Annotated in this window: 12 protein-coding genes and 3 tRNA genes; 11 read left to right on the top strand and 4 right to left on the bottom strand. The window is 54.2% G+C overall.

Annotated features, from left to right (window positions below; genetic code table 11):
• The first annotated feature begins 10 nt into the window (after positions 1 to 10).
• From menA to T433_RS0108775, 5 genes are all read left to right on the top strand, one after another.
• The gene (gene menA / locus T433_RS0108755; RefSeq protein ID WP_027455534.1) at positions 11 to 940 is read left to right on the top strand and encodes a 1,4-dihydroxy-2-naphthoate octaprenyltransferase; all 930 of its coding nucleotides are present in this window, start codon (positions 11 to 13) and stop codon (positions 938 to 940) included.
• 17 nt (positions 941 to 957) lie between these two features.
• Positions 958 to 2,040: a hypothetical protein gene (locus T433_RS0108760; RefSeq protein WP_027455535.1), complete on the top strand. Its 1,083-nt coding sequence runs from the start codon at positions 958 to 960 to the stop codon at positions 2,038 to 2,040.
• A gap of 283 nt (positions 2,041 to 2,323) precedes the next feature.
• Entirely contained in the window at positions 2,324 to 2,929 is a 606-nt protein-coding gene (locus T433_RS0108765; protein ID WP_081778430.1) for a BT4734/BF3469 family protein, read from the top strand.
• Positions 2,930 to 2,931: 2 nt separating this feature from the next.
• Entirely contained in the window at positions 2,932 to 4,887 is a 1,956-nt protein-coding gene (locus T433_RS0108770; RefSeq protein WP_027455537.1) for a DUF3987 domain-containing protein, read from the top strand.
• Positions 4,888 to 5,145: 258 nt separating this feature from the next.
• Positions 5,146 to 5,598 (top strand): HU family DNA-binding protein, encoded by a 453-nt coding sequence (locus T433_RS0108775; protein WP_027455538.1) that lies wholly within the window; start codon positions 5,146 to 5,148, stop codon positions 5,596 to 5,598.
• Positions 5,599 to 5,650: 52 nt separating this feature from the next.
• Here T433_RS0108775 and proS read toward each other — a convergent pair whose 3' ends face one another.
• Complete coding sequence (proS, locus tag T433_RS0108780) at positions 5,651 to 7,132, bottom strand: proline--tRNA ligase (RefSeq protein WP_027455539.1); 1,482 nt, start codon at positions 7,130 to 7,132, stop codon at positions 5,651 to 5,653.
• A 141-nt stretch (positions 7,133 to 7,273) separates the two neighbouring features.
• On the opposite strand from proS, the gene T433_RS0108785 reads away from it, so the two are divergent.
• The 3 genes from T433_RS0108785 to T433_RS0108795 all read left to right on the top strand — a co-directional run bounded on the left by T433_RS0108785 (position 7,274) and on the right by T433_RS0108795 (position 10,472).
• Positions 7,274 to 7,948 carry a YiaD family glycine zipper/OmpA-like lipoprotein gene (locus T433_RS0108785; protein ID WP_027455540.1) on the top strand — a complete coding sequence of 225 codons (675 nt, stop codon included), beginning with the start codon at positions 7,274 to 7,276 and terminating at the stop codon, positions 7,946 to 7,948.
• 31 nt (positions 7,949 to 7,979) lie between these two features.
• Positions 7,980 to 8,636: a monofunctional biosynthetic peptidoglycan transglycosylase gene (mtgA, locus tag T433_RS15030; protein WP_211249747.1), complete on the top strand. Its 657-nt coding sequence runs from the start codon at positions 7,980 to 7,982 to the stop codon at positions 8,634 to 8,636.
• Positions 8,637 to 8,726: 90 nt separating this feature from the next.
• Complete coding sequence (locus T433_RS0108795) at positions 8,727 to 10,472, top strand: phospho-sugar mutase (RefSeq protein ID WP_027455541.1); 1,746 nt, start codon at positions 8,727 to 8,729, stop codon at positions 10,470 to 10,472.
• 153 nt (positions 10,473 to 10,625) lie between these two features.
• Here the strand turns inward: T433_RS0108795 and T433_RS0108800 are convergent.
• The 3 genes from T433_RS0108800 to T433_RS0108810 all read right to left on the bottom strand — a co-directional run bounded on the left by T433_RS0108800 (position 10,626) and on the right by T433_RS0108810 (position 10,887).
• Positions 10,626 to 10,697: transfer RNA gene (locus tag T433_RS0108800), tRNA-Glu, on the bottom strand.
• A gap of 18 nt (positions 10,698 to 10,715) precedes the next feature.
• Positions 10,716 to 10,790 (bottom strand) — tRNA-Glu (locus T433_RS0108805).
• Between the two features lie 10 nt (positions 10,791 to 10,800).
• Positions 10,801 to 10,887, bottom strand: a tRNA-Ser gene (locus T433_RS0108810).
• Positions 10,888 to 11,150: 263 nt separating this feature from the next.
• Between T433_RS0108810 and T433_RS0108815 the strand changes: the two genes are divergently transcribed.
• From T433_RS0108815 to T433_RS0108825, 3 genes are read left to right on the top strand one after another with little or no spacing between them, the layout of a single operon-like run.
• Positions 11,151 to 11,501: an NADH-quinone oxidoreductase subunit A gene (locus T433_RS0108815; protein ID WP_027455542.1), complete on the top strand. Its 351-nt coding sequence runs from the start codon at positions 11,151 to 11,153 to the stop codon at positions 11,499 to 11,501.
• Positions 11,492 to 12,205 carry an NADH-quinone oxidoreductase subunit B gene (locus T433_RS0108820; protein WP_027455543.1) on the top strand — a complete coding sequence of 238 codons (714 nt, stop codon included), beginning with the start codon at positions 11,492 to 11,494 and terminating at the stop codon, positions 12,203 to 12,205. Before T433_RS0108815 ends, T433_RS0108820 begins: the two co-directional genes overlap by 10 nt.
• A complete protein-coding gene (locus tag T433_RS0108825) occupies positions 12,202 to 13,764 on the top strand; it encodes an NADH-quinone oxidoreductase subunit D-related protein (protein WP_027455544.1) in 1,563 nt (520 codons plus the stop codon). The genes T433_RS0108820 and T433_RS0108825 overlap by 4 nt, the downstream gene beginning before the upstream one ends.
• The last annotated feature ends 4 nt before the right edge of the window (positions 13,765 to 13,768 follow it).

Raw genomic sequence — 13,768 nt, forward strand, 5'->3', positions numbered from 1 at the left:
AGCCAAAAAAATGGAATGGAAGAAATGGAAGAAAAGGCAGAAAGTGCAGAAAGATTCCCCCATGGCCTGGCTGCTGGCTGCCCGTCCGAAGACGTTGACAGGTGCAGCCGTGCCTGTGATGATTGGTCTCTCGCTGGCATGGAGTGATGCCCAGCAGTATGACGGCAGCGTGTTCAGCTGGACGGCAGCTGTGCTCTGTCTGTTGTTTGCCTTTATCATGCAGATAGATGCCAACTTTATCAACGACTACATAGACTATGCCAAGGGTACCGACGATCGCGAGACTCGTCTGGGGCCTGAACGTGCCTGTACGCAGGGGTGGGTGAGCATCGGTCGCATGCGTCATGCCATTGCCATGACCACTATTGTGGGCTGTCTTGTAGGACTGCCATTGGTGTTCTACGGAGGCCTCGAGATGATTCTCATTGGCGCGCTCTGCGTGGTGTTCTGTTTCCTCTATACCACCCACCTGTCGTACCTTGGTCTGGGCGATGTGCTGGTGCTGGTGTTCTTTGGCATTGTGCCCGTCAGCATCACCTATTACATCCAGCTCCATACCTTCACCCCTGAGGTCATCGTAGACTCGGTGGCCTGTGGCTTGGTGATTGATGCGCTGCTGCTGGTCAATAACTTCCGCGACCGCGACACCGACCGCCTCGCGGGCAAGAACACGCTGGTGGTGCGCATTGGGGCTAAGGCAGCCTTGCGGCTCTATTTGGGTGTAGGCGTGATAGCCTGTTTGTTGGGCATGCTCTACACAAGCACCAACCACCGCATGGCCTACGACCTCTCGTTCGTCTATCTGTTTCTTCACTACCTGGCCTATCTGAAGATGAAGGAGATATGGCAAGGTCGTGAGCTCAATGCAGTGCTCGGTTTGACGGCTCGCAACATCTTTATCTATGGCCTGCTAGTCAGCTTGGGCATCCTGCTGGGATAGGCCTTTCCCCCCGTACCATGAAGCACGAAGTTTACGAGAGTCAGAAGGCCTTTGCGGGGCCTAAGAAGCCCTCCATGCAGCGCCGCTGTGTGGGGCACGATTACACCGGCCGTATGATCTATATGGTGACGATGACGGTGGAGGGCCGTCGTCCGCTTTTGGGTGTGGTGACGGGCAGGAGCGAGGCGCCTGCCGACAGCGGCGATGCGCCGCGGATGGTGCTCTCGCCGTTGGGGCAGCGCGTCTATGACGAGTGTATGGCCACGTCCGCCCATCATCCAGAAATATCGGTGGTGGCGCTGCAGATGATGCCCGACCACCTCCATGTGGTGCTCTTCGTGCGGAGCCAGATGGAGCAGCCGCTAGGCATGGCCCTCCGCGGCTTCAAGCAGAAGTGCAACCAGCACTACCGCGAGCTCATCCTTGGCGTCCCGTCTGTTGCGTTGACAACGCAACAAACAAAACCACCAACGCAACAAACAGAACCACCAACGCAACAAAACCTACCGCCAAAGAAAGACCGCCGCGGCGAGGACCGCACGCATGGGCTCCTCTTCAGTCGCGGCTATAACGACAAGCTGCTGCTGCGCGAGGGGCAGCTACAACGCTGGCTCGACTACCTCCGCGATAACCCCCGACGACTGCTGATGAAGCGCGAGCGACCCGACCTCTTCCGCGTGCAGCGCGGACTGGTGGTGGGCGACCAGCAGTACTCCGCCATCGGCAACCGCTTCCTGCTGCAGCGCCCTGTGCGCCTGCAGGTGCAGTGTTCGCGCCGCCTCACCGACGAGGAGATAGCCCAGAAGCAGGCGTGGTGGCTGGAGCAGGCTCGCGCAGGGGCTGTGCTGGTGTCGCCCTGCATCTCTCGGGGCGAGAAGGCCGTGATGCGTGCTGCCTTTGAGGCTGGCCTGCCGCTGATAGTGCTTCAGGAGAATGGCTTCACAGACCTCGCGAAGCCCGGAGGACAGCGCATGGAGGCCTGTGCCCGCGGTCAACTGCTCCTGCTTGCTCCATGGGCCCACCACAACGAGCGCCTCACCATCCGCCGCGACCAGTGCCTGGCGCTCAACGACATGGCCCGAGTGATCTGCGAGATGTAGCCCCTTTCCCGTCTTTTCCCCTATGTAGGCTTGGTTCTTTTGTGGAGTCAGGTCTTTTTTTGTGCTTTTAGGTGTCTTTTTTTGGCTAAAAGTGCCTCTTTTCTTTAACAAATTTTATGTCTTTTCGTATTTTGAGGCGTTTTTCTATCTTTGCGCCCAGAATTCGACACCTGTGGCGCTAACCGAGCACGGGCCATGGGGACGGACAAGGTGAAAGTTCTTCTATGCCGAAGTCCGTTGGTGCGAGAAGAGTAAACCTCATACACCAAAATCTAGGTATTGTATGATGGAAACTTCTTTTCAAACGCCTCGGAGCACATGGAATGCTGCCGAGGCACGGATGAGCTTCTTTAGGAAGCCGATCACAAACAAAAGACCGGAAGCAAAGGCGATGACGCTGTTTGAGGTCTATGACTACGTCAGAAATGGATGGGCACGGCTCGAGACTGAGGCGCTGCGCCACTTTGACGACCACGACGAGGCGCGAAAGTATAAGGCCGAGCACTTCGACTATGTGACGCCCTCGGGCGTGTTTGCCTATTGCAACGACCAGTCGCTGTTACGCCACTCGGGACTGATGTGCATAGACCTCGACGGGCTGGGCGAGCGCTGCGAGGAACTGTTTCGGCTGTTGGTGGACGACAAGCAGATGGAGACGCTGCTGCTCTTCCGCTCGCCCTCGGGCGACGGGCTGAAGTGGTTTGTGCATATCGACCTGGAGCGCTGCGACCACAAGACGTGGTTCAAGGCGCTGCGCAACTACCTGATGGCCTCCTACCACCTCACCGAGAAGCAGGTGGATGCCGCGTGTGCCAACGTGTCGCGCGCTTGTTTTCTGCCTCACGACCCCGAGGCGTATTTACGAACTGACTTAATCAAACATTTTTAATCATGGAAAATCTATCTACTTTTGATCCCCTGGCATGGGCAGCGGCCTCGGGTGCAAACACTGACAGTGTAGCTGCCGCAGCAGTGGCTGCCACTCCCCAGAGCAGCATGACCCCCACCGACGCGGTGGCCAAGGTGAAGGCCGTGGGCCAGCTCTTGCTGGAGCGCGGAGCCAACGTGGCAGATACGTACGACGACTGGCTGCGCCTGGGCTTTGCGCTGGCCGACGGGCTGGGCAGCGAGGGTGGCGAGTTGTTTCATCAGCTCTCGGCACAGAGCACCAAGTATGATGCCGAGGCGTGTGAACGCAAGTGGCAGGAATGCCTGAGGAAACATGACGGCCGAACCACCATCGCCAGCTTCTTCCAGATGGCGCAGCAGGCGGGGGTAGATCTCAGCGCAGTGAGCCGCCAGTTTCCGTCAGTTTCGCCACTTCGCCACACCTATGCGGAACAATGGGACGCGTTAAAGCAAAATGGCAACGAGCGAATGAAAACAACTGATAATAAGTGTGGTATGTATGGAACTATTGGAGGTATTGCCATGCAAAACGTCGTTTCGCAGGAGCTTGGCGGAATGGCGAAACTGGCGGAAGAGTTGCCGTTCAGGCAGACCTTCAGCGACGGGCTGGACATGGAGGCGCTGCCTTCGTTTTTGGCCGACCTGGTGCGCATGCAGGAAACGGCTGAAGATCGCGACAAGATGTTGCTTTGTACGCTCAACCTGATGTCGGGCTTCACACCCAATGTCTTCGGCGTGTACGACCGTCGCAGGGTGTACCCGCCCTTCTATGCCTTCGTGGTGGCCCCCTCGGGTTCGGACAAGGGTGTGCTGCCGGCCTGCCTGTCGGTGGTGTCGCCTGTGGTGAACCAGGTGAGAAACCAAAGCGAGGCGCTGCGACGCGACTATCGCCAGCGCAAGGCGCAGTATGACGCACTGAACAAGCGCGAGCGCCAGAACGCCACCGAACCCGAGGAACCGCCCTACCGCACACCGTTGATCTCGGTCAACGCCTCGGCCACGGCTTTCTATCAGGACCTGGCCGCCAACGAGGGGTGGGGCGCCGTGTTCGAGACCGAGGCCGACACCATGGCCACGGCCATCAAGCAGGACTATGGCGACTATAGCAGTGGGCTGCGCAAGGCCTTCCACCACGAGGTCATCGACTACAGCCGGCGCAAGGACGACGAGCATGTCTATATAGCCGAACCACGCCTGTCGGCTTTCATCACCTGCACACCTGGGCAGTTGCCCACGTTGCTCTCGCCCCAAAAGGTGGAGAACGGACTGGCCAACCGCTTCGTGTTCTACCTGCTGAAAAAGGGCCGCGGCTGGCGCGACGTGTTCGAGGACTGCGAAGAGACGCTCTACGACCGAATGAAGGGCTTCGGCAGCAGGTTTAAGCGCATCTATGACGAGCTGGCCTCGTTTGCCGACCACCCACTGGTGTTCACGCTCAATGCCGAACAGAAGGGTGCTTTCAACCGCTACTTCCGTCCGCTCTACGACGAGCAGATAGGGCTCTATGGCGACGACCTCGAGGCCTTCGTCAAGCGACTGGGACTGGTGACCTATCGCATCGCCATGGTGCTCACCGTGCTGCGCCACGAGGGGCGGCTCACGGAGCACTATGAGCGCCAGGAACCGCTGGTGTGCTGTGAGGCCGACTATCAGACGGCCATTGCCATCGCTTCGTGTCTGATTAACCATACGGCCTATGTCTATAGCCGCCTGTTGCCCCACGACCGCACGCCCATGGGCACCAACGGGCGCGCCATGGGTGCGCAGGAGTATCAGTTGCTGACCTCACTGCCTGGCGAGTTCACCCACAAGCAGTATGTCGAAGTGGCGGCCGCACTGAACATATCCAGTCGCACGGCCGAGCGCTACGTGGGTAGTTTCATCACCGAGTGTGGCGTGGTGGAGCGTGTGTCGCAGGGTCACTATCGCAAACTGTAGGCAGGCGGGGGTGGGGTGCTTTTCCCGTAACCCTACCCCCACTTTTCCGTAACCAAAGCGACGCTTTCCCGTAGCCAAAACCTCGCTTTTCCGGTATTCAAAACTTGGGCTTGAAAAACTTAAAATATTTCTTTAGAAAAAGTTGTGTAAATATTTGGTTATTTGAAAATTATTTTGTATCTTTGTAGCATCTTAAAGAACATAAGATGCGAGATAAAAAATCTATTTTATTAACCATTAAAAACACATTTAAAAACTATGGCAAACAAGAGAATTGCTATGCAGTACGACGTGAAGCAGAACCTGGTCAAGAACTCAAAAATGTTTGGCAAATGGTATGCACAACCCGTGATCAACAACACCCTCAACCTGAAGGGCTTTGCCCAGCACATTGCCTCGCACAACGGCACCTACAAGACCTCAACCATCAAGGGCGTGATTGAAGAGATGGTGGAGTGTCTCGGCGAGATGGTGATGCAGGGCGTTGGCGTGAAGCTCGACGGACTGGGCACCTTCTATCCCACCTTCGAGGGCACCGGTTCCATGACGCTCGAGGATTACGACGTCAACACCTTTGTGAAAGGCATCCACATTCGTTTCCTGCCAGAGAATGCCAAGGACGAAGAGCTGACCAGTCGTAAGTTTATGTCGAAGTGCGTGTTGAAGCGCCGCTTCCCAGTCAGCACCTCTACCACAGAGAATGAAGACTAAAAAAAAGGGGCTCGTGAGAGTCCCTTTCTTATTTTCATAGCCTTGATGTGGCTTAGTAGCTGCGAGCAATGATCACACGTGCCTTAGAAGGCTTGCCGCTCACCATGTCCACACCAGGTGTCTGTTCTACGCCGAAAGGCACACAGCGAATGGTGGCCTGAGTCTCTTCCTTGATCTTAGCCTCGGTCTCGGCAGTGCCGTCCCAGTGGCAGAGGAAGAAACCGCCCTCCTTTACCTTCTCCTTGAACTCCTCGTAGTTGTCACACTCGTAGATGCGGCTGTCGCGATAGGCCTTAGCCTTCTCGAAGATGTTCTTCTGGATGTCTTCCAGCAGTTGCTCAACATACTGTGCGATGCCCTCGATAGGACGTGTCTCCTTTTCGAGTGTGTCGCGGCGCATCACCTCGATGGTGCCGTTCTCCAGGTCGCGCGCACCCAGTACCAAGCGCACGGGCACACCCTTCAGCTCGTAGTCGGCAAACTTGAAGCCAGGACGCTTGTTGTCGGCATCGTCGAACTTCACGCTGATACCCTTCTGGCGCAGCTCGTCGATGATTGGCTGCACCTCCTTGTTGACAATCTCCATCTGCTCAGGCTTGTTGGCAATGGGGATGATAACCACCTGGATAGGAGCCAGGCGTGGAGGCAGAACCAGACCGTTGTCGTCAGAGTGGGTCATGATGAGCGCACCAATCAGACGGGTGCTGACACCCCATGAGGTAGCCCATACATACTCGGGCTTGTTCTCCTTATTTAAATAGGTCACGTCGAAAGCCTTGGCAAAGTTCTGACCCAGGAAGTGCGAGGTACCGCTCTGCAGAGCCTTACCATCCTGCATCATAGCCTCGATGGTGTAGGTGTCGAGTGCACCGGCAAAGCGCTCGGTCTCGCTCTTGACGCCCTGTACCACGGGCACGGCCATCCATTCTTCGGCAAACTTGGCATAGACGTGCAGCATCTTCTTAGCTTCCTCTTCGGCCTCCTCACGGGTGGCATGAGCCGTGTGGCCCTCTTGCCACAAGAACTCAGAGGTGCGCAGGAAGGGGCGTGTGCGCATCTCCCAGCGCATCACGTTGCACCACTGGTTGCACATCAGAGGCAGGTCGCGCCAAGACTGAATCCAGTTCTTATAGGTATTCCAGATGATGGTCTCGCTGGTGGGGCGGATGATGAGCTCCTCTTCCAGCTTGGCGGCGGGGTCAACCACCACGCCACTCTTGTCCTCGGTGGCCTTCAGACGGTAGTGGGTAACCACGGCGCACTCCTTGGCAAAACCCTCTACGTGCTCGGCTTCGCGGCTGAGAAACGACTTAGGGATGAGCAAGGGGAAATAGGCATTCTGCGCACCAGTCTCCTTGAACATGCGGTCCAACTCGTGCTGCATCTTCTCCCAGATGGCATAGCCATAGGGCTTGATGACCATACATCCACGCACGGCCGACTGCTCGGCCAGGTCGGCCTTGACCACAAGGTCGTTGTACCATTGGCTATAGTTGTCGGCACGTTTTGTTAATTCTTTTAGTTCTTTTGCCATTTTTCTTCGAAATTTTAAAAATTTTGGTGCAAAGGTACAAAATAATTGAGAATAAGTTATTGCGAATTAGGAATTTTTTCTATCTTTGCACCGAAATCGTAAGCGTTTAACATTTTTATTAATAATAAATAATCTAAAGTTATGAAGAAAATGAAAGTTGTTATCCTGACTCTTTGCGCAGGAATGGTGATGGCAGGTTGTAACAATCTGGCCAAGGGTACAGCAATTGGTGCAGCCGGTGGTGCAGTGCTGGGTGCAGTAGTTGGTAAGATTGCTGGTAACACCGCTGTAGGTGCTGCTGTAGGTACCGCTGTAGGTGCCGGTACTGGTGCCCTCATCGGCAAGCACATGGACAAAGTAAAGGCTCAGGCTGAGGCTGTGAAGAATGCACAGGTAGAGTCTGTAACAGACGCTAACGGTCTGCAGGCCGTGAAGCTGACCTTCGACTCTGGTATCCTGTTCGCTACTGGTAAGTATGCCCTGAACGCTAACTCAAAGGCTGCCCTGAACCAGTGCGCTACACTGCTGAAGAACAACACAGACTGCGATATCGCCATCTATGGCCACACCGACAGCACTGGTTCTGACGCTGTCAACAATCCTCTGTCTGTAAACCGCGCTAAGGCCGTGCAGAGCTACCTGCTCGCACAGGGCGTTGCCGCTTCACAGATCCGCGTAGCTGACGGTCAGGGTTCTACCAACCCCGTTGCCGACAACTCAACAGCTGCAGGTCGTCAGCAGAACCGTCGTGTAGAGATCTATATGTATGCTTCTGAGGCCATGATCAAGGCTGCCGAGGCAGGAACACTGAAGTAATCCGGAAGGTTTGAAATTCTTAAGAAAAACATTGATAAGAGTCGTGGTGGCATTCTTTGCCTCCACGATTCTTGCTGTAATAGTATTCAGGTTTGTCCCCGTGTACTACACCCCGCTGATGGTTCTGAGGCTCACGCAGCAGGACCACTTGAAGCTGAAGCACCACTGGGTGCCGCTGGAGGAGATGTCGCCCCACATGTCACAGGCCGTGATGGGCAGTGAGGATGCCAACTTCCTGAAGCATCATGGCTTCGACTTCAAGGCCATCGAGTATGCTGCCAAGCGCAACATGGAGCACCCGGAGAAGAACAAGCTGGGCGCATCGACCATCTCGCAGCAGACGGCCAAGAACGTCTTTCTGTGGCCCGGACGCTCGTGGCTGAGAAAAGGACTGGAGACCTACTTCACGGTGCTGATAGAGCTGTGCTGGTCGAAGGAGCGCATCATGGAGGTGTATCTGAACTCCATCGAGACGGGCGATGGCATCTATGGCGTAGAAGCCGTGGCCAGAGAGCATTTTGGCTGTAGCGCCAAAGACCTCACCGTGAACCAGTGTGCGCTGATAGCAGCCACGCTGCCCAATCCCCGTAAGTACAGTTCGCAGAACCCCAGCAAGTACATGAAGAAGCGCCAGCGTGCCATCAGGCATAATATGAAGTTCGTGGAGCCGCTGGGACGAAAAAAGTGACGGAATGACTTGGCTGTTAGAAGAAATCTTCGTATCTTTGCCGTCAGATATATATGTAATTCTAACAACAACAACTAAAATATAGTAATTATGGAAAATAATGCTCAGCTTATTGCCCAGTGCGAGGCAGTTGCTAAGGAATGGTTGTCGCCCGCTTTCGACGAGGACACACGTAAGGAAGTACAGGCTATGCTCGATGCCGAGGATAAGTCTGCCTTGATAGATGCGTTCTACCAGAACCTGGAGTTCGGTACGGGCGGCCTGCGCGGCATCATGGGTGCAGGTACCAACCGCATGAACAAATATATCGTAGGCATGGCCACACAGGGCTTTGCCAACTACATCAACAAGGCTTTCCCCGGCAAGCAGAGCGCCGTGGTGGTGGGTCACGACTGTCGTAACAACGGTCGCCTCTTCGCAGAGACCGTGGCAGACATCTTCTCGGCCAATGGCATCAAGGTGTATCTGTTCGAGAGCCTGCGTCCTACACCCGAGATCTCTTTCGCCATCCGTCAGCTGGGATGTCAGGCAGGTGTCAACGTGACAGCCTCTCACAACCCACGCGAGTACAACGGCTACAAGGCCTACTGGGACGACGGTGCACAGGTGCTGGCTCCACACGATAAGGGTATCATCGACGAGGTGAACAAGGTGAAGATCCAGGACGTGAAGTTCGAGGGTAACAAGGACCTCATCGTGCCCATCGGCGGTGAGATGGACTGGGACTACATCCAGGCTGTCAAAGAGGCAATGGTAGATCAGAACGTCATCCTGCGTCAGAAGGACCTGAACATCGTCTATTCACCCATGCACGGCACAGGTCGTGTGATCATTCCTATGGCTCTGCGCTCATGGGGCTTCCAGAACATCCACGTGGTGCCCGAGCAGATGGTCATCGATGGCAACTTCCCCACGGTGGTTTCGCCTAACCCCGAGAATGCCGAGGCTATGACCCTGGGTATGAAACTGGGTACGAAGCTGAATGCCGACCTGGTGATTGCCTCTGACCCCGATGCCGACCGTCTGGCCATCGTTTGTCGCAACGCGAAGGGCGAGTGGGAAATTCTGAACGGTAACCAGACCTGCATGATGTTCTGCTGGTATATCATTGCCAACAAGAAGAAACTGGGTCAGCTGAAGGGCAACGAGTTCCTGGTGAAGACCATCGTTACTACCGAGGTGATTGCTGAGATTGCCAAGAAGAACGGCGTGGAGTATAAGGACTGCTACACAGGCTTTAAATGGATTGCCAACGAGATTCGCGTCAACGAGGGCAAGAAGAAGTACATCGGTGGCGGTGAAGAGTCGTTCGGCTTCCTGCCATTCGACAAGGTGCGCGATAAGGACTCTCCAGCATCTATCTGTCTGATCTGCGAGATCGCAGCATGGGCACGCGACAACGGCAAAACCCTCTACGACCTGCTGATGGACATCTATGCCGAGTATGGTTTCTCTCGTGAGGTGACCATCAACGTGGTTCGTCCTGGTAAGACCGGTGCCGACGAGATTAAGCAGATGATGAGCGACTTCCGTGCTAATCCTCCCAAGGAGTTGGGCGGCAGCAAGGTTTGTCTGTGGAAGGACTATCAGTCGCTGGAGGCTAAGAAGGCCGACGGCAGCGTGGAGAAGCTCGACATGCCTGACACCTCTAACGTGCTGCAGTGGTTCTGCGAGGATGGTACTAAGGTGAGCGTGCGTCCTTCTGGTACAGAGCCTAAGATTAAGTTCTATTTGGAAATCAAGGATCCCAGCTTCAAGTGTGCCGGTTGCTACGAGCGTTGCACCAAGGCTGCCAACGAGAAGGTAGAGCGCATCAAGAAGGATCTGAACCTCTAAGACGCAAAAAGGGTAGGGCAACCATTGTAGCTCATCCCTCTAAGCATATAGCCCCTAAGGTCGTCAATGGCTTTAGGGGCTTTTTAGTAAATGAAGCTAGAAAAAGTCCCAAAACAAAAAAAGACTCCCTTTCTTGCGAAAAGAAGTCTTTAGTAGTCGATAGGGGAATCGAACCCCTATGCCAAGATTGAGAATCTTGTATCCTAACCATTAGATGAATCGACCATGGTTGTTGATAAAAAGTGGTAGTCGATAGGGGAATCGAACCCCTATGCCAAGATTGAGAATCTTGTATCCTAACCATTAGATGAATCGACCAGACTCGGAGCGGAAGCTGGGGGATTCGAACCCCCGGTACGGGAACCCGTACGGCAGTTTAGCAAACTGCTGGTTTCAGCCACTCACCCAAACTTCCTCGGTTGTTCCCTTGTGGGTCTCCGAAAAGCATTCTCGCTCAAATGCGGGTGCAAAGGTAAGCATAATTTTCTGAACCTGCAAATTTTCTGCGAATAATTTTCAAAAAAAGTTTCGTTTTATGCCCTTTGTCACCCTCCTTATGCGTGCGCGTTTATTTTTATTTTTACTTTTTTACTGAATTGTGTTGTTGTTTGAGTTTTATTTGTTACTTTTGCACTCGCTAACGAAAAAGAACAATATTGTTATTACAAAAATATCTTTATGAATTTCACTTTGTTAATCACTGTCGTTTTGACAGCTATTACTCTGGTGGCAGGCGCCTATGTGGTGGCAAAGCTATTGGGACCACGTTCCTATAATAAGGTGAAAGGAGAGCCGTTTGAGTGCGGTATTCCTACGCGTGGCAGTAGCTGGATTCCCATCACCGTGGGCTACTATTTGTTTGCCATCTTATTCCTCATGTTCGATGTGGAAACTATTTTCCTCTATCCATGGGCAGTTGTGGTGAAAGAGTTTGGTACGATGGCATTGCTGTCTATCGGCTTTTTCCTGTTGGTATTGGTATTAGGCCTGGCATACGCATGGCGGAAAGGAGCACTGGAATGGAAGTAAGAAAACCGAAGATCAAGGCTGTTCCCTATGACGAGTTCAAAGACAACGCGTCGCTGGAGAAGCTGGTTGACGAGCTCCATGAGGGCGGTGTCAACGTGGTGACAGGTACACTGGACCAGATGATCAACTGGGGCCGTTCTAACTCCCTGTGGTCGCTGACCTTTGCCACATCATGCTGTGGTATCGAGTTTATGGCTTGCGGTTGTTCGCGTTACGACTTCTCACGCTTTGGCTTCGAGGTGACGCGTAACTCTCCACGTCAGGCCGACCTGATCATGTGTGCTGGTACGATAACCCATAAGATGGCTCCTGCGCTGAAGCGTCTGTACGACGAGATGGCCGAGCCAAAGTATGTGGTGGCCGTAGGTGGCTGCGCTATCAGCGGCGGTCCCTTCAAAGGCAGTTATCACGTAGTGAAGGGCATCGAGGAGATCATCCCCGTGGATGTGTTCATCCCAGGTTGTCCTCCACGTCCAGAGGCTATCCTTTACGGTATGATGCAGTTGCAGCGTAAGGTGAAGGTGGAGAAGTTCTTTGGCGGTGCCAACCACAAGCAGAACAAGGACGAACGTGAGTTGGGCGTATCTAATGAGGAGCTCGTGGCACGTCGCTTAGGCGACCATCGTCGTGAGACTATCGTGGTGACCGATGTGCCCCAGGATTTTGTAGAAGAATTAAAAGAAAAGAAGGAGGAGCAGGCATGAAATTAGAGTTCTTATCATTTGACTTTGAGAAGTTCGCTAAGGAAATGCAGAACTTGAAAGACCAGAAGGGCTTCGACTTCCTGGTGACCATCGTCGGCGAAGACTTTGGCGAGGAAGGCCTGGGCTGTGTCTATATATTAGAGAATACGAACACGCATGAGCGCACGAGCGTGAAGACCATTGCCAAGGTAGTGGATGGTGAGAGCGTGATTCCCACGGTGACAAACCTGTGGAAAGGTGCTGACCTGCTGGAGCGCGAGGTGTTCGACTTCCTGGGCGTTAAGTTCCTGGGACACCCCGACATGCGTCGCCTCTTCCTGCGTAACGACTTCCAGGGCTACCCCCTGCGTAAGGACTTCAAGGCTACTAACGAATACACCTTGGAGGACGACCAGGAGCCCGACTACGGACTGGAGTACAGTCTTGACAAGGACGGCAAACTGCACGTGAAGGAGAACCGCCTGTTTACGAACGACGACTACGTGGTGAACATCGGTCCTCAGCACCCCTCAACCCACGGCGTGCTGCGTCTGCAGACCGTGCTGGAGGGTGAGACCGTGAAGCGCGTATATCCTCACTTGGGGTATATCCATCGTGGTATTGAGAAGATGTGGGAGTCTATGACCTACCCACAGACACTGGCCCTGACCGACCGTCTGAACTACCTCTGCGCCATGATGCAGCGCCACGCTCTGGTGGGCGTCATCGAAGAGGCCATGGAAGTGGAGCTGACCGACCGTATTCACTATATCCGTACGATCATGGACGAGCTGCAGCGACTGGACAGCCACCTGCTGTTCACCTCATGCTGTGCTCAGGACCTGGGTGCACTCACAGCCTTCCTCTATGGCATGCGCGACCGTGAACACGTGCTGAACGTGATGGAGGAGACCACCGGTGGACGCCTGATTCAGAACTACTATCGCATTGGCGGTCTGCAAGACGATATCGATCCTAACTTCGTGAAGAACGTGAAGGACCTGATTAAGTATCTGCGCCCCATGATTCAGGAGTATATGGATGTGTTTGGTAATAACATCATCACACACAACCGCTTGGAGAACGTGGGTCCAATGTCGCTAGAGGATTGTATCAACTATGGTGTGACAGGTCCTGCCGGACGTGCTTCTGGCTGGAAGAACGACGTGCGCAAGAACCACCCCTACGATATGTATGGCAAGGTGGACTTCGAACAGTGTCTGGAGACCAGCAACGACTCTATGGGTCGTTATATGGTGCACATCAACGAGATGTATCAGAGCTTGAACATCATCGAACAGCTCATCGACAATATTCCTGAGGGCGACTTCTACGTGAAGCAGAAGCCTATCATCAAGGTGCCCGAGGGACAGTGGTACTTCTCTGTGGAGGGTGCTGCCGGTGAGTTTGGTGTTTATCTCGACTCAAAGGGCGACAAGAGCCCTTACCGCATGAAGATGCGTCCTATGGGTCTCTCGCTCGTTGGAGCACTCGATCCGATGCTGCGCGGACAGAAGATTGCCGACCTGGTGACCACTGGCGCTGCCATCGACATTGTTATACCTGATATTGATAGATAGTATG

Source organism: Xylanibacter brevis ATCC 19188 (assembly GCF_000621725.1).
GTDB lineage: Bacteria > Bacteroidota > Bacteroidia > Bacteroidales > Bacteroidaceae > Prevotella > Prevotella brevis.

What these genes read in the sequence shown, in the direction of transcription:
- menA (WP_027455534.1), top strand. Translation starts at nt 11, where the DNA reads ATGGAATGGAAGAAATGGAAGAAAAGGCAGAAAGTGCAGAAAGATTCC.
- T433_RS0108760 (WP_027455535.1), top strand. Translation starts at nt 958, where the DNA reads ATGAAGCACGAAGTTTACGAGAGTCAGAAGGCCTTTGCGGGGCCTAAG.
- T433_RS0108765 (WP_081778430.1), top strand. Translation starts at nt 2,324, where the DNA reads ATGATGGAAACTTCTTTTCAAACGCCTCGGAGCACATGGAATGCTGCC.
- T433_RS0108770 (WP_027455537.1), top strand. Translation starts at nt 2,932, where the DNA reads ATGGAAAATCTATCTACTTTTGATCCCCTGGCATGGGCAGCGGCCTCG.
- T433_RS0108775 (WP_027455538.1), top strand. Translation starts at nt 5,146, where the DNA reads ATGGCAAACAAGAGAATTGCTATGCAGTACGACGTGAAGCAGAACCTG.
- proS (WP_027455539.1), bottom strand. Translation starts at nt 7,132, where the DNA reads ATGGCAAAAGAACTAAAAGAATTAACAAAACGTGCCGACAACTATAGC.
- T433_RS0108785 (WP_027455540.1), top strand. Translation starts at nt 7,274, where the DNA reads ATGAAGAAAATGAAAGTTGTTATCCTGACTCTTTGCGCAGGAATGGTG.
- T433_RS0108795 (WP_027455541.1), top strand. Translation starts at nt 8,727, where the DNA reads ATGGAAAATAATGCTCAGCTTATTGCCCAGTGCGAGGCAGTTGCTAAG.
- T433_RS0108815 (WP_027455542.1), top strand. Translation starts at nt 11,151, where the DNA reads ATGAATTTCACTTTGTTAATCACTGTCGTTTTGACAGCTATTACTCTG.
- T433_RS0108820 (WP_027455543.1), top strand. Translation starts at nt 11,492, where the DNA reads ATGGAAGTAAGAAAACCGAAGATCAAGGCTGTTCCCTATGACGAGTTC.
- T433_RS0108825 (WP_027455544.1), top strand. Translation starts at nt 12,202, where the DNA reads ATGAAATTAGAGTTCTTATCATTTGACTTTGAGAAGTTCGCTAAGGAA.